Source organism: Stenotrophomonas riyadhensis (genome assembly GCF_040256885.1).
Lineage (GTDB): Bacteria > Pseudomonadota > Gammaproteobacteria > Xanthomonadales > Xanthomonadaceae > Stenotrophomonas > Stenotrophomonas riyadhensis.
Genome location: NZ_CP155568.1, coordinates 1,378,211 through 1,399,602 on the forward strand (window position 1 = coordinate 1,378,211; position 21,392 = coordinate 1,399,602).

Annotated in this window: 18 protein-coding genes; 3 read left to right on the plus strand and 15 right to left on the minus strand. The window is 67.1% G+C overall.

Annotated features, from left to right (window positions below):
* Positions 1 to 34 precede the first annotated feature (34 nt).
* Entirely contained in the window at positions 35 to 400 is a 366-nt protein-coding gene (locus SriyCCGPB3_RS06445) for a PadR family transcriptional regulator (protein ID WP_032128337.1), read from the plus strand.
* Positions 397 to 1,386, plus strand: coding sequence for a sensor domain-containing protein (locus tag SriyCCGPB3_RS06450; protein ID WP_153856885.1), 990 nt, complete (start codon positions 397 to 399; stop codon positions 1,384 to 1,386). The genes SriyCCGPB3_RS06445 and SriyCCGPB3_RS06450 overlap by 4 nt, the downstream gene beginning before the upstream one ends.
* A gap of 168 nt (positions 1,387 to 1,554) precedes the next feature.
* Here the strand turns inward: SriyCCGPB3_RS06450 and SriyCCGPB3_RS06455 are convergent, their stop codons facing one another.
* Positions 1,555 to 2,862, minus strand: a complete 1,308-nt coding sequence (locus SriyCCGPB3_RS06455; RefSeq protein WP_153856886.1) for a polyhydroxyalkanoate depolymerase — start codon at positions 2,860 to 2,862, stop codon at positions 1,555 to 1,557.
* A 93-nt stretch (positions 2,863 to 2,955) separates the two neighbouring features.
* Positions 2,956 to 3,546 (minus strand): class I SAM-dependent DNA methyltransferase, encoded by a 591-nt coding sequence (locus tag SriyCCGPB3_RS06460; protein WP_032128334.1) that lies wholly within the window; start codon positions 3,544 to 3,546, stop codon positions 2,956 to 2,958.
* Between the two features lie 153 nt (positions 3,547 to 3,699).
* Between SriyCCGPB3_RS06460 and SriyCCGPB3_RS06465 the strand changes: the two genes are divergently transcribed.
* A complete protein-coding gene (locus SriyCCGPB3_RS06465) occupies positions 3,700 to 4,155 on the plus strand; it encodes a CopD family protein (protein WP_110711699.1) in 456 nt (151 codons plus the stop codon).
* A 139-nt stretch (positions 4,156 to 4,294) separates the two neighbouring features.
* Here SriyCCGPB3_RS06465 and SriyCCGPB3_RS06470 read toward each other — a convergent pair whose 3' ends face one another.
* The 13 genes from SriyCCGPB3_RS06470 to uppS form a co-directional block, all read right to left on the minus strand.
* Positions 4,295 to 5,254, minus strand: a complete 960-nt coding sequence (locus tag SriyCCGPB3_RS06470) for an acetyl-CoA carboxylase carboxyltransferase subunit alpha (RefSeq protein ID WP_110711700.1) — start codon at positions 5,252 to 5,254, stop codon at positions 4,295 to 4,297.
* A gap of 113 nt (positions 5,255 to 5,367) precedes the next feature.
* Positions 5,368 to 6,237 (minus strand): hypothetical protein, encoded by an 870-nt coding sequence (locus SriyCCGPB3_RS06475; RefSeq protein ID WP_153856887.1) that lies wholly within the window; start codon positions 6,235 to 6,237, stop codon positions 5,368 to 5,370.
* Positions 6,238 to 6,292: 55 nt separating this feature from the next.
* Positions 6,293 to 9,883 (minus strand): DNA polymerase III subunit alpha, encoded by a 3,591-nt coding sequence (gene dnaE, locus SriyCCGPB3_RS06480; RefSeq protein WP_110711702.1) that lies wholly within the window; start codon positions 9,881 to 9,883, stop codon positions 6,293 to 6,295.
* Between the two features lie 218 nt (positions 9,884 to 10,101).
* Positions 10,102 to 10,770: a ribonuclease HII gene (locus tag SriyCCGPB3_RS06485; RefSeq protein WP_153856888.1), complete on the minus strand. Its 669-nt coding sequence runs from the start codon at positions 10,768 to 10,770 to the stop codon at positions 10,102 to 10,104.
* Entirely contained in the window at positions 10,767 to 11,969 is a 1,203-nt protein-coding gene (gene lpxB / locus SriyCCGPB3_RS06490) for a lipid-A-disaccharide synthase (protein ID WP_110714285.1), read from the minus strand. Before lpxB ends, SriyCCGPB3_RS06485 begins: the two co-directional genes overlap by 4 nt.
* Positions 11,970 to 12,022: 53 nt before the next feature.
* Positions 12,023 to 12,814 (minus strand): acyl-ACP--UDP-N-acetylglucosamine O-acyltransferase, encoded by a 792-nt coding sequence (gene lpxA, locus SriyCCGPB3_RS06495; RefSeq protein WP_110711704.1) that lies wholly within the window; start codon positions 12,812 to 12,814, stop codon positions 12,023 to 12,025.
* Between the two features lie 16 nt (positions 12,815 to 12,830).
* Positions 12,831 to 13,289, minus strand: coding sequence for a 3-hydroxyacyl-ACP dehydratase FabZ (gene fabZ / locus SriyCCGPB3_RS06500; protein WP_005408737.1), 459 nt, complete (start codon positions 13,287 to 13,289; stop codon positions 12,831 to 12,833).
* Positions 13,286 to 14,308 (minus strand): UDP-3-O-(3-hydroxymyristoyl)glucosamine N-acyltransferase, encoded by a 1,023-nt coding sequence (gene lpxD, locus SriyCCGPB3_RS06505; protein WP_324187373.1) that lies wholly within the window; start codon positions 14,306 to 14,308, stop codon positions 13,286 to 13,288. Before lpxD ends, fabZ begins: the two co-directional genes overlap by 4 nt.
* A 433-nt stretch (positions 14,309 to 14,741) precedes the next feature.
* Positions 14,742 to 17,105 carry an outer membrane protein assembly factor BamA gene (gene bamA / locus SriyCCGPB3_RS06510; protein ID WP_164161654.1) on the minus strand — a complete coding sequence of 788 codons (2,364 nt, stop codon included), beginning with the start codon at positions 17,103 to 17,105 and terminating at the stop codon, positions 14,742 to 14,744.
* Positions 17,106 to 17,179: 74 nt separating this feature from the next.
* Entirely contained in the window at positions 17,180 to 18,538 is a 1,359-nt protein-coding gene (gene rseP / locus SriyCCGPB3_RS06515; RefSeq protein WP_164161655.1) for an RIP metalloprotease RseP, read from the minus strand.
* A gap of 55 nt (positions 18,539 to 18,593) precedes the next feature.
* Positions 18,594 to 19,784 carry a 1-deoxy-D-xylulose-5-phosphate reductoisomerase gene (locus tag SriyCCGPB3_RS06520; protein WP_248859820.1) on the minus strand — a complete coding sequence of 397 codons (1,191 nt, stop codon included), beginning with the start codon at positions 19,782 to 19,784 and terminating at the stop codon, positions 18,594 to 18,596.
* 2 nt (positions 19,785 to 19,786) lie between these two features.
* Positions 19,787 to 20,623 carry a phosphatidate cytidylyltransferase gene (locus SriyCCGPB3_RS06525; RefSeq protein ID WP_110711707.1) on the minus strand — a complete coding sequence of 279 codons (837 nt, stop codon included), beginning with the start codon at positions 20,621 to 20,623 and terminating at the stop codon, positions 19,787 to 19,789.
* Positions 20,620 to 21,387 carry a polyprenyl diphosphate synthase gene (gene uppS / locus SriyCCGPB3_RS06530; RefSeq protein ID WP_110711708.1) on the minus strand — a complete coding sequence of 256 codons (768 nt, stop codon included), beginning with the start codon at positions 21,385 to 21,387 and terminating at the stop codon, positions 20,620 to 20,622. Before uppS ends, SriyCCGPB3_RS06525 begins: the two co-directional genes overlap by 4 nt.
* Between the last annotated feature and the right edge of the window lie 5 nt (positions 21,388 to 21,392).

Genomic DNA, 21,392 nt, shown 5'->3' on the forward strand with positions numbered 1-21,392 from the left:
CTACTGTGGACTTCAACGTAGTGGAGGGCCGGTCATGTCCGAGGACGATGTCCAGCTGAAGAAGTTCCAGAAGGAGCTCAGCGCCGGAACGGTGTCGCTGGCCCTGCTGGCGGTGCTGGCCCGGGCCGGGGAGCCGCTGTACGGCTACCTCATTGCCAAGGAGCTGGAGCGGGTGGGCGAGGGCGTGCTGAGCGGCAAGCAGAGCGCGCTGTACCCGGTGCTGCGCAACCTGGAGGGCGCCGGCCTGCTGGAAAGCCACGTGGAGCCGTCCAGCAGCGGGCCGCCGCGGCGCTACTACCGCATCAATGAACGTGGCCGCGAGGTGCTGGCGCAATGGCGCCAGGCCTGGCAGGCCACACGCGATTCCGTCGATTCCGTGTTGGAGGGGGTACCGCAATGAACGACCCGAGCCTGGCAGGCCGAGCCCTGCCCACGACCATCCCGCAGTACCTGGCGCAGCTGCGCGAGGCGCTGGAAGGCGCCGACCCGGCGATGGTGCAGGACGCCCTGTACGACGCCGAGGAATACCTGCGCTCGGAACTGGCCGCGCAGCCCGGCCGCAGCGAGGCCGAGGTGATCGCCGACGTTGCCGGCAGCTACGGTGCGCCGGACGAGGTAGCCGAAATCTACCGCGAGACCGAAGTGACGGTGAATCGCGCGCTGCGTACACCGCGTGCGGATACCGCACCGGTGCTGCGTGCGGCGGCGGAAGCCAGTGGCGTCGAGCCGGCCGCACCCCCGCCGGTACCGGTGCCGCGTTCGCAGCTGGCGCGCTTCTTCGGCGTGGTGACGGATCCGCATACCTACGGTGCGCTGTTCTACATGCTGCTGTCGCTGGCCACCGGCATCTTCTTCTTCACCTGGGTGGTGACTGGCCTGTCGCTGTCGCTGGGCCTGCTGATCCTGATCATCGGCATCCCGCTGACCGTGCTGTTCTTCGGTTCGGTGCGCGGGCTGGCACTGCTGGAAGGGCGGCTGGTGGAAGCGCTGCTGGGCGAGCGCATGCCGCGCCGGCCGCAGTACACCGACCGCAGCCGCACGTGGCCGCAGCGCATCGGTGACATGTTCACCGATGGCCGCACCTGGCTGACGCTGCTGTACTTCGTGCTGATGCTGCCGCTGGGCGTGATCTACTTCACCATCGCGGTGACGCTGCTGTCGCTGTCGCTGAGCCTGATCTGGGCGCCGGTCGCGGCGATCTTCAGTGGCGACATCCCCGGCGTGTACATCAACGACGTGAACGTACTGCCGATGGCGGCCTCGCCGCTGGTGGCAATCGCGGTTGCCGCGGCGGGGGCGCTGCTGCTGCTGCTGACGATGCATCTGGCACGCGGCATCGGCAAACTGCACGGGCTGATCGCCAAGAACCTGCTCGTGCGGCTGTAAGCGGTCAGGGGTCGGATCCCTGTTCGCAGAACAGGGCTCTGACCCCGGATCCGATCGTGCTGGGGTCAGAGCCCTTTCCGCTGGAAAGGGATCCGACCCCGGGAGCGCCAACCAAGGTTGGCATCTACCAGGGCGTACCGACCAAGGTCGGCACCCACCCTGGGCGAGTTACCCCGCCTTTCGCCGCAACGGGGTAACGTTGCTCTTCTTCTTCGTAGCCTTCGCCGCAGGTGCTTCGGCATGCGCGGCGAAGAAATCGCGCACTTTCGGGTACACCACCTCGCGCCAGCGACGGCCGCTGAAGATGCCGTAGTGGCCGGCACCTTCGACGATGAAATGCTCGCGGCGGTCTGCAGTGATGCCGGTGCACAGCGCCTGCGCGGCTTCGGTCTGGCCGAGGCCGGCGATGTCGTCCAGCTCGCCTTCGATGCTCAGCAGCGCGGTATCGCGGATCGCCGACGGATCGACCTTCTCGCCGTTGACCACCCACTCGCCACGCGGCAGCAGGAAGTCCTGGAACACCACGGAAATCGTATCCAGGTAGTACTTGGCCGGCATGTCCAGCACCGCGTTGTACTCGTCGTAGAAACGACGGTGTGCGTCGGCGTCTTCCAGGTCGCCCTTGACCAGGTCGGTGTAGAAGTCCCAGTGCGAGCTGAAGTGGCGGCTCGGGTTCATCGACAGGAAGCCTGCGTGCTGCAGGAAGCCCGGGTACACGCGACGGCCGGCGCCGGGATAGCTGGCCGGCACGGTGTGGATGACGTTGTTCTCGAACCACGACAGCGGGTTCTGCGTGGCCAGGTTGTTCACTGCGGTCGGGCTGCAGCGTGCATCGATCGGGCCACCCATCATCACCAGCGTGCGCGGCGTCGGCTCGCCACGGCTGGCCATCAGCGAAACTGCCGCCAGCACCGGCACGGTCGGCTGGCACACGCTGACCACGTGCAGGCGCTCCACGCCGAGGTGGCGGATGAACTCCTGGATGTAGGCAATGTAGTCGTCCAGGCCGAACTCGCCTTCGCTGGACGGCACCATGCGCGCATCGACCCAGTCGGTGACGTACACGCGGTGGTCGCGCAGCAGGGTGCGCACGGTATCGCGCAGCAGCGTGGCGTGGTGGCCGGACAGCGGCGCCACCACCAGCACGAACGGCTGGTTGAGCATGGTGTGCAGCTGGTCGGCTTCATTGCTGTGGCGCTTGAAGCGCAGCAGCTTGCAGAACGGCTTGCTCACTTCCTCGTGCACGACGATCGGCACGCGCTCGCCCTCGACGTCGATTTCGTTGATGCCCCACTCGGGCTTCTCGTAATCCTTGCCGATGCGATGGAAGAGTTCATTGACCGCCGCCAGGCGATCAGCGCCGGGCATCTGCGACCACCAGTGGCCCTGGTTGGCGAAGAACCTGGCGTTGGCCTGGGCCTGGTGCACCCAGGGGGCGAGCAGGTTGCGGGTCAGTTCGTGCAGTTGATAGAGCATGACGACCGAATATGTATGGTCATATGTTGCCGCGCAGCATATCCCATCCGGGTGTCCCGCAGGTTAAGTTGGCTGAAAATAATGAATCCGGATTCACATCCGTTCCAGCGCGGCCGCATCGCCTGCCAGGGCGGGACCGAGCCAGCAATGCGACCCTACCGGCTGCAGACCGTGCCGGGCCAGCGTCCGCCGGTACCAGCGCGCCGGGCGGGCCTGGAAACCCTCGTGGTCGCCCTCGAACGCGTCCTCGGCGGCGAAGGTCTCCAGGAAGGCCACGCCGCCGGTCAGCTCCGCCACGCCGGCCAGTCCGGCACGCAGCTCACGGTCGGGCACGTAGTGCATCACGTCCGAGCAGATCAGCAGGTCGACCGGGGCGCAGGGCCGCAGCCAGGCGAAATCACCGAAGCGGGCCAGGTGCAGGTTGCGGGTGCGGCCGTAGCGGCGCACAGCGTACTCGCTGCTGTCGAAGCCGAGGTATTCGACCTTCGGACGCAGCTTCAGCAGCGGCGCGCGCCAGGCGCCTTCGCCGCAGCCGATATCCAGCACGCTGCGGATCGGTCGCTCCAGGTAGTACTCGGCGCTGGCCACAGCCAATGCCACCTTGCGTGCCAGGCGGGCGCTGCCACCGATGTCGGCACGGCGGTACCAGCGTTGGAAGTAGGCGGCGTCGTAGGTCTTGTCCATGGGCGGCGTGCGGTCAGGATCGGGAAAGCGGTGCCTATCGTACGGTGTTGCGGCGCGCCATGCGTCGATGTGTCGCGGCGCTGGCGCGTGGGGTGGCCCGTTCACGTCATGCGAGAATGACGGCCAACCTACGCCAGCCGCCGGAGCGAGCGCATGCAGAGCTACTACTGGGTCAAGACCTTCCACATCGTGTTCGTGGTGGCGTGGATGGCCACGGTGTTCTACCTGCCGCGCATCCTGGTGAATCTGGCCGAGACTGCAGGCCAGCCGGCGGTGACCGAGCGCCTGCAGCTGATGGGCCTGCGCCTGTACCGCTTCGGCCACTCGATGTTCGGCCTGGCGTTCCTGCTGGGTCTGGTGCTGTGGCTGGGCTACAAGGTCATTCCGGATTTCCCGACCATGGTCGCGCCCGGCGGCGCCGGTTGGCTGCATGCCAAACTGGGGCTGGTGGTGGTGCTGCTGGCGTATTTCATCTGGATCGGGCGGTTGCTGAAGGGCGCGTCCAAGGGCAGGGCGCTGCCGTCGTCGCGCGCGTTGCGCTGGATCAACGAGATCCCGCTGCTGGCGTTCATTCCGATCGTGTGGCTGGTGCTGGCCAAGCCGTTCTGAGTGGGGTCATCTGTACCCGGTAGATCCACGCCATGCGTGGATGCCGCCAGGGCGCAAACGAAAGAGCCGGGCATCTGCCCGGCTCTTTCGTTTCTGCAATCACCTGCGTGTTGCCGGCCAGCGGCCGGTACTACCGGGCTTAGGCCGCTTCGTACGTGCCGTAGCTGCGCAGGCGGGTGTAGCGCTGCTCCAGCAGCTGCTCGGTGGACAGCTTTTCCAGCGCATCCAGTTCGTTCAGCAGCACGGCCTTCAGGCGCTTGGCCATCTGCGTCGGGTTGCGGTGGGCGCCACCGGTCGGCTCGCGCACGACCTTGTCGACCAGGCCCAGGCTCTTCAGGCGCGGGGCGGTCAGGCCCAGCTGCTCGGCGGCATCCTTGGCCTTGCCGGCGTCCTTCCACAGGATCGAGGCGCAGCCTTCCGGGGTGATGGTCGAGTACACCGAGTACTCCAGCATCACGGTGCGGTCGCCCACGCCCAGCGCCAGCGCGCCGCCGGAGCCGCCTTCACCGATCACGGTGCAGATGATCGGCACCTTCAGTTCGGCCATCTCGATCAGGTTGCGTGCGATCGCTTCGGACTGGCCACGCGATTCGGCATCGATGCCCGGCCAGGCGCCGGCGGTGTCGATCAGGGTCAGCACCGGCAGGCCGAAGCGCTCGGCCATCTTCATCAGGCGCAGGGCCTTGCGGTAGCCCTCCGGCTTGGGCATGCCGAAGTTGCGCTTGATCTTTTCCTTGGTGTCACGGCCCTTCTGGTGGCCGATCACCATCACCGCGCGGCCGTTGATGCGGGCCAGGCCACCCATGATGGCCTTGTCGTCGGCGAAGGCGCGGTCGCCTGCCAGCTCCTGGAACTCATCGCAGATGATGCGGATGTAGTCGGCGGTGTACGGGCGCGACGGATGACGGGCCAGCTGCAGCACCTGCCACGAGGTCAGGTTGCGGAAGATCTGCGCGGTGCGCATGCGCAGCTTGTCCTGCAGCGCGTGCACTTCCGCCTCGACATTGACCGCCGGCCCGGCACTGGCGTTGCGCAGTTCCTGGATCTTGGCTTCCAGGTCGGCGATGGGTTGCTCGAAGTCGAGGTAGTTCGGATTCATCGGAAGCCGTCGTGTAAAGAAGAGGGGAATTCTAGCCGAATGCGTGCAAACCACCCGTACGCCTTCGTCTGGAAGGCGACGGTAGCGCAGCCGGGCAGGGGGCGCCAGTCAGCTCAGGGCACCACCAGGGCGCTGCGGCCCATCAGCTGGCTGCGCTGGGAGACGAAGTCGTTGTAGGCCTCGTTGGCCTCCCGGCCCAGGTTGCCGCCGAGGGTGGCAGTGGCCGAGGTGAAGGCCATCTGCGCGGCGAAGTCCTGCTTGCGCAGGGCCTTCTGTTCTTCGGCGGTGGTGGCCCTCAGCCAGCGCGCATAGACCTCGCGCAGCGGCGCGGCATGCGCCTCGAAGGCCGGCACCAGCGCCGGCAGGCTGGCCGGGGCCGGTTCCAGGCTGAATGCCGGCGCCACGTAGCCGGCGGGCTGCTCGCGCTTGAACGCGCCGGGTTCACCCATGCCTTCTTCCACGTAGGCGATGAAATCCGGCGCGGTGAATACCTTGGCCACGATCTGCCCGCCGCTGGAATCGACGTGGGCGACCACCTTTTCCTTCGGGAACGGTTCGCGCACGCCGTAGGTCCAGGTCTTGTCGATGAACAGTTCGTGGCTCTTCTCGAACGGACCTTCGAAGTCGACCCCGCCCAGCTCGATGCCCTTGTTGCCGACGCCGAAGTTCTTCAGCTTGCTCTCGTCGGTGACATAGACCTCGCGGGCGATCACGTACTCGCTGAGGGTCGGATTGATCAGGCCGCCACGACCGTCGACGTAGACGATGAAGCGCACGTCGCCGAGCTTGTCGGTGTGCAGGCGGTGCTCGCCGATGGCCAGCGAGACCGGGCGCGAGCCCTGCGCGGCCACCGGCAGGTCCTGGCCGTCGATGCTCAACGCCAGCGGCGTGTCGGTCGGGTTGTCGATCTGGAACTCGATCTTCGACGGGGAGCAGGCGGCCAGGACCAGTGCGGCAGCGAACGGGAACAGCAGGGTCTTCATTGGCAATCGTCCTTGATACTTGGAACGGGGAAACAGGAACACGAGGGCGCCCGACTCAACTGGCCCACGGCGGGCTGTAGCGCACCTTCAGGGTGCGCACGGCCGGGTCGGCGCGCAGCGCCTCCATCAGCTTGGAGTCGATGCGTACCGCGCTCTGCCCGGACACATCGAGCATGCCGGCGACACCGCCGTGTGGTCCCTTCAGCAGCAGGTCCAGGCGCAGTGGCGTTCGCCCCGGGCGATGGCGGTCGAGCAGCGCATCGATGCGTTCCCAGACCGGGCGCTGTTGGCGCAGGTCCAGGCGCAGCGACAGGCGCGTGGCGTAGTTGGCGCAGACTTCGTCGAAGTCCCAGCACTGGCGGATGCGCAGCGCGAAGCCGCCGTTGAATTCGTCCTCGCGCAGGCCGCCCTTGACCACCAGGATGCGGTCCTTGGTCATCAGGTGGCCGAACTCGGCCATCGCGTCGGAGAATGCGCTGCACTCGACGCGGCCGCGGCCATCCTCGAGCTGGATGAAGATCTGGCTCTCGCCCTTGCGGCGCACGCCGACCACCTGGCCGGCCAGCACGGTCTGCACTTCCGGGCGCCAGCGCTTCTCACCGCCACCACCGCCGCCACTGTTGGCGCTCCAGATCTTCTCCACCGAGCCCAGGTCGTTGCCGACCAGGTCGCGCACATCGTCGCGCCACGGGTCGAACGGGTGGCCGCTGAGGTAGAAGCCCAGCGTGTCGCGCTCGCCGTTCAGGCGCTGGAGCAGCGGCCATTCCTCGGCTTCAGGCAGATCCAGCTGGATCGTGGTCGCGCTCGGGTCGGGGCCGCCGAACAGCGAGTTCTGGCCCGACGCACGTTCGCGCGCCATCTGGTCGGTGGCCTTGATCACCTCCGGCAGCTGCAGCATCAGCGAGGCGCGGTTATGGCCGAGTTCGTCCAGTGCGCCGCAGTTGATCATCGCTTCCAGCGTGCGCCGGTTGAGCTTGGCCGAACCGACGCGGGTACAGAAGTCGAGCAGGTCCTTGTACTCGCCGCCCTTCAGGCGTTCGTCGACCACCGCTTCGCAGGCACCCTGGCCGACGCCCTTGATTGCGCCCAGACCGTACTGGATGGTGTCCGGCGTCACCGCCTCGAACATGAAGGCCGATTGGTTCACCTTCGGCGGCAGCACGGTCAGGCCGAGATTGCGCACCTCGTCGAGGAAGCCGACCACCTTGTCGGTGTTGTCGAGGTCGGAAGACAGCGTGGCCGCCATGAACTCGGCGGGGTAGTGGCGCTTCAGCCACGCGGTCTGGTAGCTGACCAGTGCATATGCAGCGGCGTGGGACTTGTTGAAGCCGTAACCGGCGAACTTCTCCATCAGGTCGAAGATCGCATCGGCCTTGGCTTCGTCCACACCATCCTTGGCCGCACCTTCGCGGAAGATCTCGCGGTGCTTGGCCATTTCCGCCGGCACCTTCTTGCCCATCGCGCGGCGCAGCAGGTCAGCGCCGCCCAGCGAGTAGCCGCCGACGATCTGCGCCATCTGCATCACCTGCTCCTGGTACACCATGATGCCGTAGGTGTCCTTCAGGATCGCTTCGGTGCGCGGATCGGGATAGATGATTTCTTCCTGGCCGTGCTTACGCGCGTTGAAGGAGGGAATCAGGTCCATCGGGCCGGGTCGGTACAGCGACACCAGCGCGATCAGGTCTTCGAAACGGTCGGGGCGCGCGTCCTTCAGCAGGCGGCGCATGCCCGAGGATTCGAACTGGAACACCGCGCCGGTATTGCCGTTGGCGAAGATGTCCTTGTAGGTGGGCGTGTCGTCCAGCGGGATCGCGGCGATGTCCACCGGCGGGATGCCGGCGCGCTCATGGCGCTTGTTGATCGCCTTCACCGCCCAGTCGATGATGGTCAGCGTGCGCAGGCCAAGGAAGTCGAACTTCACCAGGCCCACTTCTTCCACGTCGTTCTTGTCGAACTGGGTGACCGGGTTCTTGCCGAGTCCGTTCTCGTCGTGTTCGGCGTACAGCGGGCAGAACTCGCTCAGCGGCTCGGGACCGATCACCACGCCACCGGCGTGCTTGCCGGCGTTGCGGGTCAGGTCTTCCAGCTGCAGCGCCAGATCGATCAGGTCGCGGACATCGTCCTCGGTCTCGTAGCGCTGGATCAGTTCGGCCGAGGCCATTTCCGAGCTCGGGCCTTCCTTGCCCTTGCCCAGCGCATCCTTCAGGTGGATGCCGAGGATGTTCGGGATCAGCTTGGAGACGCCGTCGACCAGGCCGTACGGGAAACCGAGCACGCGGCCGGAGTCGCGCACCACCGCCTTGGCGGCCATGGTGCCGTAGGTGATGATCTGGCTGACGCGCTCGCGCCCGTACTTGCGTGCGACGTAGTCGATCACTTCATCGCGGCGGTCCATGCAGAAGTCGATGTCGAAGTCGGGCATCGACACGCGTTCCGGGTTCAGGAAGCGCTCGAACAGCAGGTTGTACGGCAGCGGGTCCAGATCGGTGATCTTCAGCGCCCACGCCACCAGCGAACCGGCACCCGAACCACGGCCGGGACCGATCGGAATGCCCTGGTTCTTGCCCCACTGGATGAAGTCGGCCACGATCAGGAAGTAGCCCGGGAAGCCCATCTTGATGATGGTGTTGAGCTCGAATTCCAGGCGCTCGAAGTACTCTTCGCGGGTCTTGCCCGGCGCCAGCGGATTCTTCTCCAAGCGCTCTTCCAGGCCGTCGCGCGACATCTTCTGGATCCAGGTGTCCAGGGTCTCGTCGTCCGGCACCGGGTAGTTGGGCAGGAAGTAGGTGCCCAGCCGCATCTCGATGTTGCAGCGCTCGGCCAGCGCCAGCGTGTTGTCGATCGCATCGGGAATGTCGGCGAACAGCGCGCACATCTCCTCGGCCGACTTCAGGTACTGCTGGTCGCTGTATTCGCGTGGGCGCTTGGGGTCGTCCAGCACGCGGCCGGTGGAAATGCACACGCGCGCTTCGTGCGCGCTGAAATCCGATGGCGACAGGAAGCGCACGTCATTGCTGGCCACCACCGGCAACCCGCGCTGGCCGGCGGCCATCAGCGCGAACTGGTTGAAGGTTTCCTCGCCCTCGCGGCCGGTGCGGGTCAGCTCCAGGTGCAGGCCATCGCCGAACACGCGCTGCCAGTCGGCCAGCTGCTGCTCGGCCAGCTCATGCTTTCCGTCCAGCGCCAGGCGCCCGGCCAGGCTCTGCCGGCCGGCCAGCGCGAACAGGTTGGCATTGCCTGCCTTCAACCAGTCCGGGTGCACGGCCACGCCGCCTTCCGGGCGATGGCCTTCCATCCAGGCGCGGGTCAGCAGGCGCGACAGGCTCAGGTAGCCCTCACGGTCGCGGCACAGCAGGGTCATCCGCCACGGGTCCTGGCCTTCCTCGGCGATCAGCACGTCGGCGCCGGCGATCGGCTTGATGCCCACGCCTTCGGCGGCCTTGTAGAACTTGACCAGGGCGAACAGGTTGTTGAGGTCGGTTACCGCCAGCGCGGGCATGCCGAGTTCGACCGAGCGCGACAGCAGGTTGGCCTGCTTGGCCTTCTTCGGGTCCGCCTGGTCGGGCTTGGCCGGCACGCGGATGGTCGAGTCCGCCAGCGAGAACTCGGTGTGGACGTGGAGATGTACGAAGCGGGAGTTGGACATGCCGGACCAGGTTGGAGCGCGCGGGCCCCGGGTGCTGACGGAAGATCGTCGCCGGGGTCGGGATGCGCTGGAGTGCCCGGTCAGGGTAGCGAGGGCAGGGGGAAGCGACAAGGACTTGACGGTGCGCCGATTGCGCGAATGTCGCCGGGCATGGCCCGGCGCCAGCGGAGGCGTTCACATTGCCGTGAAAGCGCCGGACGATACCCGGCAGCCGTTGTTCAAGCGATGGCTGTGATCGCGGGGGCTGGCGCTGTTTCCGGGCACTCGCGCACCGGGGCGAAGCTGCGCCGGTGCTCCACGCAGGGGCCGTGCTCGCGCAGGGCGGCCAGGTGGGCCGGGGTGCCATAGCCCTTGTGCTGCTCGAAGCCGTACTGCGGGTGGCGGGCATGCACCTCCTGCATGTAGCGGTCGCGCGAGACCTTGGCCAGGATCGAGGCGGCCATGATCGCGCGGTCGATGCCATCGCCGCCGACCAGCGCCTGCGCCGGCAGTACCAGCCCCTTGGGCACCACGTTGCCATCGATGCGCGCGAAGCCGGCCACGTGGGCGACCGCTGCGACCACGTCGCGCATGCCCTGCAGGGTGGCCTGGTAGATGTTCAGACGGTCGATGGTGTCCACGTCCACCAGCACCACATGCCAGGCCAGGGCGCGCTCGATGATGCGGTCATGCAGCTGCTCGCGGCGCGCCGCGGTCAGCTGCTTGGAATCGTCCAGGCCGTTGATCCGCGGCCGTGCCGGGTCGAACACCACGGCCGCCACCGCGACCGGCCCGGCCAGCGGGCCACGACCGGCTTCGTCGACGCCGGCGACCAGGCGCTCCGGTTCGACCACCGCCGCGCCATCGAACAGGGTCAGGCTGGCCGCTGCGGCGTGGCGGCGGCTCATGCCTGGGCCTGGTCGCGCATCAGCAGCTCGCCGACGGCGTCGGCGGCACGTGCCGACGCATTGCGGCGCAGGCGCTCATGCAGGCGCGCGTAGGTATCCTGCAGGTCGGTCACCCGTTGCGGATGGTCGAACCATTGCTGGATGGCGGCGGCCAGCTTGTCCGGGGTGCAGTCGTGCTGCATCAGCTCCGGCGCCAGGTCCTGGCCGGCCAGGATGTTGGGCAGGGCAAAGCGGTCGACCTTGATCAGGCCCAGCGCCTTGACCAGGCGATAGGTCAGTTCGTTGACGCGGTAACCAACCACCATCGGCCGCTTCACCAGCATGGCTTCCAGGGTTGCGGTGCCGGAGGCCAGCACCACCACGTCGGCAGCGATCATCGCGTTGCGCGCCTGGCCGTCCAGCACATGCGAGTACGCGACCGGCAACGCCGAGCGTGACAGCTGCTCTTCGATCAGGCGCTTGCAGGCGGGGTTGGCGGCAGGCACTACCACGTGCAGGCCGGGGATGCGCTCGGAGACCTGCCAGGCGGCCTCGAAGAACGGTTCACCGAGGCGCGAGATTTCGCCCAGGCGGCTGCCTGGCAGCACCGCCAGCACCTTGGCCGAGGTCGGCAGGCCAAGCGCTGCGCGCGCTTCCTCGCGGTTGCCCTGCAGGGGGATGTCATCGGCCATCGGATGGCCAACGAAGCGTGCGTCGATGCCGTGCTTGGCATAGATCGGGGGTTCCATCGGGAACAGGCACAGCACCAGGTCAGCGCTGCTGCCGATCTTCTCGGCGCGCTTCTCGCGCCAGGCCCAGACCGAGGGGCTCACGTAATGCACGGTGCGCACGCCGCGCTGCTTCAGCCAGCGTTCGATGCCCAGGTTGAAGTCGGGCGCGTCGATGCCGATGAACACGTCCGGCTGCCATTCCAGTGCACGCTGGCGAAACGCGGAACGCAGTTTCAGCAGGCGTGGCAGGTGGCGCAGTACTTCGGTCAGGCCCATCACCGCCAGCTCGCTGGCATCGTGCCAGGTCAGGCAGCCGGCGCTGCGCATGGCATCGCCACCGATGCCGGCGAATTCGGCATTCGGAAAGCGTGCCTTCAGCTCGCGCACCAGGCCCGCACCCAGCAGATCACCGGAGGCCTCACCGGCCACCAGTGCGATCCGCAACGGGCGCTCGCTGAGCACCCGCTGCGCGGGGACGCTGCCGGCCATCGAGGCCAGCGGAATCACGGCGGCGCCGGCCGGCGCCTGGCCGGTCGTGCTGCTCATCGCAGCAAGGGCCTCTCGGCGTGCTCGATGAAGTCCAGCATGGCCTTCACGTCATCGCTGTCGCGTGCCTGTTCGGTCAGCTGCACCTTGGCTTCGGCCAGCGGCAGGCCCGCCACGTACAGGGTGCGGTAGGCGCGCTTGATGGCGGAGATGCGCTCGGCGTCGAAACCACGACGCTTCAGGCCTTCGCTGTTGATGCCGCGCGGGCGGCCCAGCGAATCGGTGCCGACCATGGTGAACGGCGGAACGTCGCCGTTGGTCAGCGCGCCCATGCCGAGGAATGCGTGGGCACCGATGCGGCAGAACTGGTGGGCACCGGCGAAGCCGCTGATGATCACGTAGTCGCCCACGGTGACGTGGCCGGCCAGGGTGGTGTTGTTGGAGAACACGCAGAAGTTGCCGACATGGCAGTCGTGCGCCACGTGCGTGTAGGCCAGCATCCAGTTGTCGTTGCCGATCGTGGTGATGCCGCCGCCGCCGCCGGTGCCACGGTTCAGGGTGACGAACTCGCGGAACACGTTGCGGTCGCCGATCACCAGTTCGGTGCGCTCGCCGGCAAACTTCTTGTCCTGCGGCTCGCCACCGATCGCGGCGTGGCCGATGAAGCGGTTGTCACGGCCGATCCTGGTCGGGCCGTGGATGCTGCAATGGGGGCCGACCACTGTGCCGGCGCCGATTTCCACATCGGCCCCGATCAGGGTGAAGGCGCCCACCTGGACGTCATCGGCCAGGCGCGCGGCCGGATCGATGACGGCGGTCGGGTGGATCCGCGGTGTGTTGTCAGTCATTCCTGCCTCCAGTGGATCAGCCCTTGGCGCCGGCGCACATGACTTCGGCCGAGGCAACGACTTCACCGTTGACCTTGGCTTCGCCGTAGTACCAGCCCATGTTGCGGATCAGGCGCTTCATCTGCACATCCAGCATCAGCACGTCGCCGGGGACGACCTGCTTGTTGAAGCGGGCATTTTCCACCTTGACCATGTAGAACAGCTTGGACTGCGCATCGCGGCCGAGCGTCAGCTGGGTCATCACGCCACCGGCCTGCGCCAGCGCTTCGATGATCAGCACGCCGGGCATGATCGGGCGGCCCGGGAAGTGGCCCTGGAAGAACGGCTCGTTGATGCTGACGTTCTTCTGCGCCAGGATGCGCTTGGCGTCGATGTCGAGTTCAAGCACCCGGTCCACCAGCAGGAACGGGTAACGGTGCGGGAGCAGTTCCTGGATCTGGCAGACGTCGATAGGAAGCTGCAGCGTGTCGTTCATTCTTTCTCCTTGCCAGCGGCCAGGACGCGGCGAGCCAATGCGTCCAGCTGCTTGAAGCGCGCGGCGTTCTTGCGCCACGTGCGGTTGTCGGTCAACGGGGTGCCGGACGAGTACTCGCCCGGCTCATGGATGGAATTGCGGACCACGGACTTGCCGGTGATCACGACCTTGTCGCAGATCTCGAGGTGGCCGACCACGCCGACGTGGCCGCCGAGCAGGCAGTAGCGGCCGATCCTGGCGCTGCCGGCGATGCCGGTGCAGCCGGCGATGGCCGAATGCGCGCCGATCTGCACGTTGTGCGCGATCTGCACCAGGTTGTCCAGGCGCACGTCTTCGTCCAGCACGGTGTCTTCCAGCGCACCGCGGTCGACGCAGGTATTGGCGCCGATCTCGCAATCGTCGCCGATGCGCACACCGCCCAGCTGCGGCACCTTGATCCACTTGCCGGCGTCCATCGCCAGGCCGAAGCCATCGGCGCCGAGCACTGCACCGGGATGCACGCGCACGCGCTTGCCAAGCTTGACCCGGGTAACCAGGGTGACCCGCGCGATCAGCTCGCAGCCGTTGTCCAGGCTGCAGTCTTCGCCGATCACGCTGCCGGTGCCGATGATGCAGTTCTCGCCGACCACGCTGTGTGCGCCGATGGAGACGAACGGGCCGATATGCGCGCTGGCGGCGACCTGGGCGCTGGGGTCGATCACGGCGCTGGGGTGGATGCCGGGTGGCCGTGTCGGCGCGATGTCGAACAGCGCGGCGATCTTGGCGAAGGTGGTGTACGGGTCCTTGGCCACGAGCGCGGCGCCCGGAGCGGCCTCGGCGTCGTCGGCACGCAGGACCACCAGCGAGGCCTGGCTGTCGGCCAGCTGGGCGCGGTAGCGCGGGTTGGCGAGGAAGGTCAGCTGGCCAGGACCGGCATGGGCGAGGGTGGCCACGCCATGGATGGCGGTAGCGGGGTCGCCATGGACCTGCAGGCCGAACTGCTCGGCGAGTTGCTGGGCGGTGTAGGTGGGAGTATTCACGGCGGGAGTTTAGCGTGTGGAGCCATTGCGGTCATGCGGGGCGGTCATGCAGCCAACGGCAGGGCCCCTCGCGGCCGGCAGAGCCAGTGTCATGGGCTGGGTCGGACGGGGCGGGGCTGCGGGGGACGGCGCAAGTACGTCCATGTAGCCTTGGTCGCCGCATCCATGCGGCTCACCCCCCCGCAGCCCCACCCCGTCCGACCTCCGACGGCGTGGCGCGAGTGCCAGCCACGGAAAAACAGAAAAGATCAAAAGCAGAGCGGGCGCTTCCGGCATCCAGGCCAAACGAAAACGCCGGGCAATGCCCGGCGCTTCGTACCCCGTCTGGTGGAGAGCCCCCCTTTGTTAAGGGGGGCGCGCCAGCGGCGCGGGGGATAGGTGAAATGCGCGGGCAATTCACCGGAGGTGGATCAGTTCTGAGGAACGTTGTTCCTCAGAACTGGCCACCGAACGTGAATTGCAGCCGCTCGATCTTGTCGCCGTCTTCCTTCTTCAGCGGGAAGGCGTAGCTGATCGAGATCGGGCCGACCGGGGCGCGCCACAGCAGGGCCACACCGGTGGACACGCGCAGTTCGTTGGCCTTGAAGTTGTCCACGCCGGTGTAGACGTTGCCGAAGTCGACGAAGGCCGACACGCGTGCCGACGGGCTGTCGAACAGGCGCGGGAAGTAGGCTTCGACCGAACCGACGGTCTTCAGCGAACCACCCAGCGGCTGGCCTTCCGGATAACCGCGGGTCACTTCGCGCGGGCCGAGGGTGTTGTCCTCGAAGCCGCGCACCGAGTTGGTGCCACCTGCGTAGAAGTTCTCGTAGAACGGCAGGCCCTTGGCTGTGACCGAACGCAGGTTGCCGGCCTCGTCAGGCACCATCGCGGTCTTGTCGCTGCCATAGCTGTCGCCGTAACCCACTTCGGCGCGGGTGTTGATGACCAGCGACGGCATGATCGGCCAGTACTTGCTGATCTGGTAGTTCAGCTTGTAGTACTCGATGGTCGAGCCCGGCAGCGTCGTTTCCAGGCCAACGCGCTGGTAGGTACCACGGGTCGGCATGAAGTAGTCGTTGCGCGAGTCGCGTGCCCAGCCCAGCTCCGTGCGCCATGCATGGAAGGTCTTGCTGCCCAGTACGTTGATGTAGTCGATGATCGACTGCGGGGTCGAGCCCTGGTAGGTGGTGATCTGGTTGCTGTCGATGCCGAACATCAGCGAGACGGTATCGGTCTCGGTGATCGGCACGCCGAACACCACCTGCGCCGAGCCATTGGTGCTGTTGTACTGCGCGGTGTTGAAGTCGGAGTAGTCCAGTTCGCGCCAGGACAGGTTGTAGCCCAGCGACACGCCGTCATCGGTGAAGTACGGGTTGGTGTAGCTGAAGCCATAGCGTTGCAGGTAGCTGCTGCGCGAGGCTTCGACCGACACGCGGTTGCCGCCGCCGAGGAAGTTGTTCTGCGACAGCTGTACCGAGGTGGTCATGCCGTAGGACTGCGAATAGCCCAGGCCGAACACGAAGCTGCCGGAGGTGGTTTCCTTGACGTTGTAGACGACGTCGACCTGGTCGTTGCTGCCGCTGACCGCCGGAGTCTCGACGTCGACCGACTCGAAGTAACCCAGGCGCTGCAGGCGGATCTTGGAGCGGTCGATCGCGGCCTGCGAGTACCAGCTGTTCTCGAACTGGCGCATTTCGCGACGCATCACTTCGTCGGACGTGCGGGTATTGCCGCGGAACAGGATGCGGCGCACCGACACGCGCGGGCCCGGAACGACCTGCATGTTGATCGCCACGGTCTGGTCGGGGCGGTTGGTGGTCGGGATCGGGTTCACCTTGGCGAACGCGTAGCCGATGTTGGACAGCGAATTGGTGATGGTGTCCGAGCTGAACTCCAGCAGCGCACGCGAGAACGTGTCGCCCGGCTTCTGGATCACCATGCGCTCGACGTCCTCCTGCGGAAGGATGGTGTCGCCGCTGACCTTGATCTCGGAGATCTTGTACTGGGCACCCTCGGTCACGCCGGCGGTGAGGAACATGTCGCGCTTGTCGGGGCTGATCGACACCTGGGTCGAGTCGATGCTGAAGTCGACATAGCCGCGGTCCAGGTACCAGGAATTGAGCTTTTCCAGGTCGCCGGACAGCTTTTCCTTGGAGTACTGGTCATCACGGCGGTACCACGACGCCCAGTTGTGCTCCTTGGACTCCCAGGTTTCCAGGATGTCCTTGCTCTCGAACTTCTCGGTGCCGACCAGGTTGACGTGACGGATCTTGGCCGCCTTGCCTTCCTTGATGGCGATCGCGATGTCCACGCGGTTGCGGTCCAGCGGGCTCACGGTCGGGGTGATCTCGACGGTGTACTTGCCGCGGTCGTTGTACTGGCGGCGAAGCTCCTGGGTCACGCGGTCCAGGCTCAGGCGGTCGAAGGTGCCGCCCTCGGTCAGGCCGATGTCGGACAGGCCCTTGAGCAGCTGCTCGGACTTGATGTCCTTGTTGCCGGTGACGGTCAGCTTGTTGATCGCCGGGCGTTCCTTGACGGTCACCACCAGGATGCTGCCCTGGCGGTCCAGCTGCACGTCTTCGAAGAAGCCGGTCTTGTACAGGGCGCGGATGGTCTCGCCGACCTTGTTGTCGGTGATGGTCTCGCCACGTTCCACCGGCAGGTAGGTGAATACCGTGCCCGAGCTGATGCGCTGCAGGCCATCCACGCGGATGTCGCTGACAGTGAAGGGCTCGGCTGCCTGGGCCAGGGCGGGAGCGCCGGTGACGGCGGCGAGGGCGAGGGCCAGCAGGCGGCGATTGGGGAGTCGCGTCATGTCACGTCCGGTAGGAAGGTCGATTTCATTGGTGCGGGATGCCGACGCTGTAGACGGCAACAACGTGGAAAAGTTCATCGCGGGACCAGGCCGAGGATGTCGTTGTAGAACGCCAACCCCATCAGCCCGGCCAGCAACGCCAGGCCGATGTATTGGCCGGCGGCGATGGCACGCTCGCTCAGCGGGCTGCCCTTGACCAACTCGATAAGGTAATACAGCAGGTGGCCGCCGTCCAAGATCGGGATCGGCAACAGGTTGATGATGCACAGGCTGAGTGACAGCAGGGCAAGGAACTGCAGGAACCAGTCGAGGCCGCGCTTGGCCGAGACATTGGCCACGCGGGCGATGGTCACTGGCCCGGAAACGTTCTGCAGCGAGGCCTTGCCGGTGACGATGCGGCCCATCATGCCCAGCGAATCGGCGGCCAGACGGCCGGTTTCGCGCACGGCCACGGTGACCGCGTCGAGCGGGCCATAGCGCAGCAGGGTGTCGTAGGGGGGGCTGAACGAGGTCGGGAACTGCACGCCGATCTGCCAGGTCGGCTCGCCCCTGGAATCCTTGCCCTGGCGCGGGGTGACTTCCAGCGCCAGGCGTTCACCGCCCCGCAGGACCTCGATCATGCCCGGGCCGCCAGCGCGGCCCAGCGTCTGGATCTCGCCGATGACCTGGTCGGCGCCGTCGATGCGCTGGCCGTCGATCGCCACGATCAGGTCGCCCGGCTGCAGCTGCCCGGCCACCACGGAGTCCGCGGTGAGCGAATCGACCAGCGCCGGTTGCAGCCACGACTGCCAGTACAGGCCGGCCAGGATCGGTACCCGCCGTTCATCGAAACCGGCCGGCAGCTGCGACAGCGGCAGGGTGCGCACGCGCATCTGGTCGGCCGGGTCCAGCACTTCCAGCTTCACGTCGCGGCGGTCCATCGCAGCGGCGGTCAGCGCCATGCTGGCCTCGCCGAGGGTGGCCACCGGGCGCTCGTCCACGCGCAGAACGCGGTCGCCGCTGGTCAGGCCAGCGCTGGCGGCAATGCCGCTGACACGGCCGATGGTCGGCGAATAATCCTGCTTGCCGATCACGAACATCGCCCACAGCAGCAGGATGCACAGCAGCAGGTTGGCGATCGGTCCGGCGGCGACGATGGCGATGCGCTGCCAGACGGTCTTGTGGTTGAAGGCCTGGCCGCGCTCGTGCGGGTGGACTTCGACCTCGCGTTCGTCGAGGAACTTCACATAACCGCCGAGCGGGATGGCGGCGATGGCGAACTCGGTGCCGTGCCTGTCGCGGCGCGACCACAGCGGCCGGCCGAAGCCGACCGAGAAGCGCAGGATCTTGACCCCGCACAGGCGCCCGACCCAGTAATGCCCGAACTCGTGGAACGTGACCAGCAGCCCGAGGCTGACAATCATCCACCAGACCGATCCGATGAAGTCAGTCATGCAGGCTCACAGTGGCGGGCAAGGGCGGCGTCGTCATGCGGGGCGAGGCGGTCGTTCAGGCGGCGTCGATGGCGTTCAGGGTCAGCTGGCGTGCCCGCTGGTCGGCGGACAACAGGACCTCCAGTGTATCGGCTGGCTGGGTCGGCAGTGTTGAAAGAGCGTTAGCAACCAGCTCCGGGATGGTCAGGAAACCGATCCGGCCCTGAAGAAACGCTGAAACCGCCTCTTCATTGGCGGCGTTCAGCACCGCCGGCGCGGTGCCGCCGGCCTGCATCGCCTGCCAGGCCAGGGCCAGGCAGGGGAAAGCGTCAGTGTCCGGGGCCTCGAAGTCCAGCCGGCCCTGGGCCAGCAGATCCAGCCCGGACACGCCCGATTCGATGCGCTGCGGCCAGCCCAGGCCAACGGCCAGGGTAGTGCGCATGTCCGGCAGACCCATCTGCGCCAGGGTCGAACCGTCCACGAACTCGACCAGCGAGTGGACCAGGCTCTGCGGATGCACGAGCACTTCGATGCGCTCACCGGGGATGCCGAACAGGTGATGGGCCTCGATCACCTCCAGGCCCTTGTTCATCAACGTCGCCGAATCGACCGAGATCTTCGGCCCCATCGACCACTTCGGGTGGGCAACGGCCTGCGCCGGGGTGACCGGGGCCAGTTCGGCGCGGCTGCGGCCGCGGAACGGGCCACCGGAGGCAGTCAGCAGGATCCGGCGCACGCCGGCACCGTCGATGCTGGCGTCGCGCGAGCGCAGGCACTGGAAGATCGCACTGTGCTCGCTGTCGATCGGAATGATCTCAGCGCCAGCATGCTGGGCCGTGCGGGTCAGCAGCTCACCGGCCAGTACCAGCGATTCCTTGTTGGCCAGCAGGATCCGCTTGCCGGCGGCGGCCGCGGCCAGGGTCGAGGACAGCCCGGCGGCGCCGACGATGGCGGCAACCACGGTGTCACAGGCATCGCTGGCGGCCAGCTGGTCCAGCGCGGCATGGCCGGCATGCGCTTCGGTGGCCAGGCCGGCGTCGCGCAGGCCGTCACGCAGTTCGGTGAACAACGATTCGTCGGCGATCACCGCGTGCGCCGGCTTATGCTGGCGGCACAACGCCAGCAGCGCCTGCACCTGGCGGCCGGCGGCGAGCACCGTGGCCTGGTAGCGCTGCGGGTGGCGGGCGATCACGTCCAGCGTGGAGGCACCGATCGAGCCGGTGGCGCCGAATACGGCGACCCGGCGCAGGTCTGCGACAGCATTCATGGTCAGAATCCGAAGATTTCCTTGCCCAGTGCGAACACCGGCACCGCAGCGAGGACGCCGTCAACACGGTCGAGCACGCCGCCGTGGCCCGGGATCAGATGGCCCGAGTCCTTGGCGCCTGCATGGCGCTTGATCAGGCTTTCGAACAGATCGCCCAGCACCGAGGCGAATACCGCCACCACCGAGGTGATCAGCAGGCCCGGCAGGTGACCGGCATCGATACCTGCCAGCCAGCCGAGGCCAAGGGCCACGGCGACACCGGCCAGCAGGCCGCCGAACAGGCCTTCCCAGGTCTTGTTGGGGCTGATCCGCGGGGCCAGCTTGTGCTTGCCGAAGTGCCGACCGGCGAAATAGGCGCCTGAATCAGCCGCCCAGACCAGTGCCAGCGCAGCCAGCAGCCACAGGTGACCCTGCTTGCCCGGCGGATCGCCGCCCGCATGGATCAGCACCAGCGCGGCCCAGGCCGGGACGATGGCCAGGGTGCCGGCCAGCATCTTCACGATCCGCGAGGGCGCCGAGGGCTGTGCGCCGAAATTGAAGAAGCGCAGCCAGACCAGCGCGGCCAGCCACCAGGCGACGCCGGCCAATGTGGTGATCTGGAACAGCACCAGCGTGCTGCCATCCGCCCAGACCAGCAGCACCATCAGCAGCAGGTTCAGCACCAGCAGCACGGTGCGCGCCAGGGTGTCTTCGATGCCGGCCAGCTTCAGCCACTCCCACAGGCCGATCAGCAGCACGGCGGCGGCGGCGGCGGCCAGCCATTGCGTCGGCAGCAGCAGGATCGCGGCAATGGCGACCGGCGCCATGATCAGCGCGGCGAGGACTCGGGTCTTGGTCATGGGCTGGAGGTCTCGGTGGCCAGTGCGGCGATCTGGGCGCTGGTCAGGCCGAAACGACGCTCGCGGCTGCCATAGGCGTCCAGCGCCTGCTGCAGCAGTGCGGCATCGAAGTCCGGCCACAGCGCCTCGGTGAACCACAGCTCGGTGTATGCCAGCTGCCACAGCAGGAAGTTGCTGATGCGGGTATCGCCACCGGTGCGGATGAACAGGTCCGGCGGCGGCAGGTCGGCCAGGGCGACCTGGCTGCCCAGCAGCGATTCGTCGATCTGTTCGGGCAGCAGGCGGCCGGCGGCGACTTCAGCCGCCAGGGCGCGTGCGGCACGGGCGATGTCCTGGCGGCCGCCGTAACTGGCTGCGATCGACAGGGTCAGGGCGCTGTTGTCGGCGGTGCGTTGTTCGGCCAGCTGCATGCGGCTGACCAGGCCGGCGCCGAAGCGTTCGCGCTCGCCGATGAAGCGCACGCGCACACCGCGCCGATGCAGCTCGTCCACTTCGCGGTCGAGCGCGCCGAGGAACAGCTTCATCAGGGCATCGACTTCTTCCTGCGGCCGGCCCCAGTTCTCGCTGGAGAACGCGAACAGGGTCAGCGCCGGAATGCCCAGTTCAAGGCAGCGCTCGATGGTGCGGTTGACCGCGCGCGCGCCGGCACGGTGGCCGATCACGCGCGGTCGACGGCGCTGCTGTGCCCAGCGGCCATTGCCATCCATGATGATGGCAATGTGGCGGGGCAGGGCGGCCGGCAATGGAGGCGGGACTGAAGGCATCGACT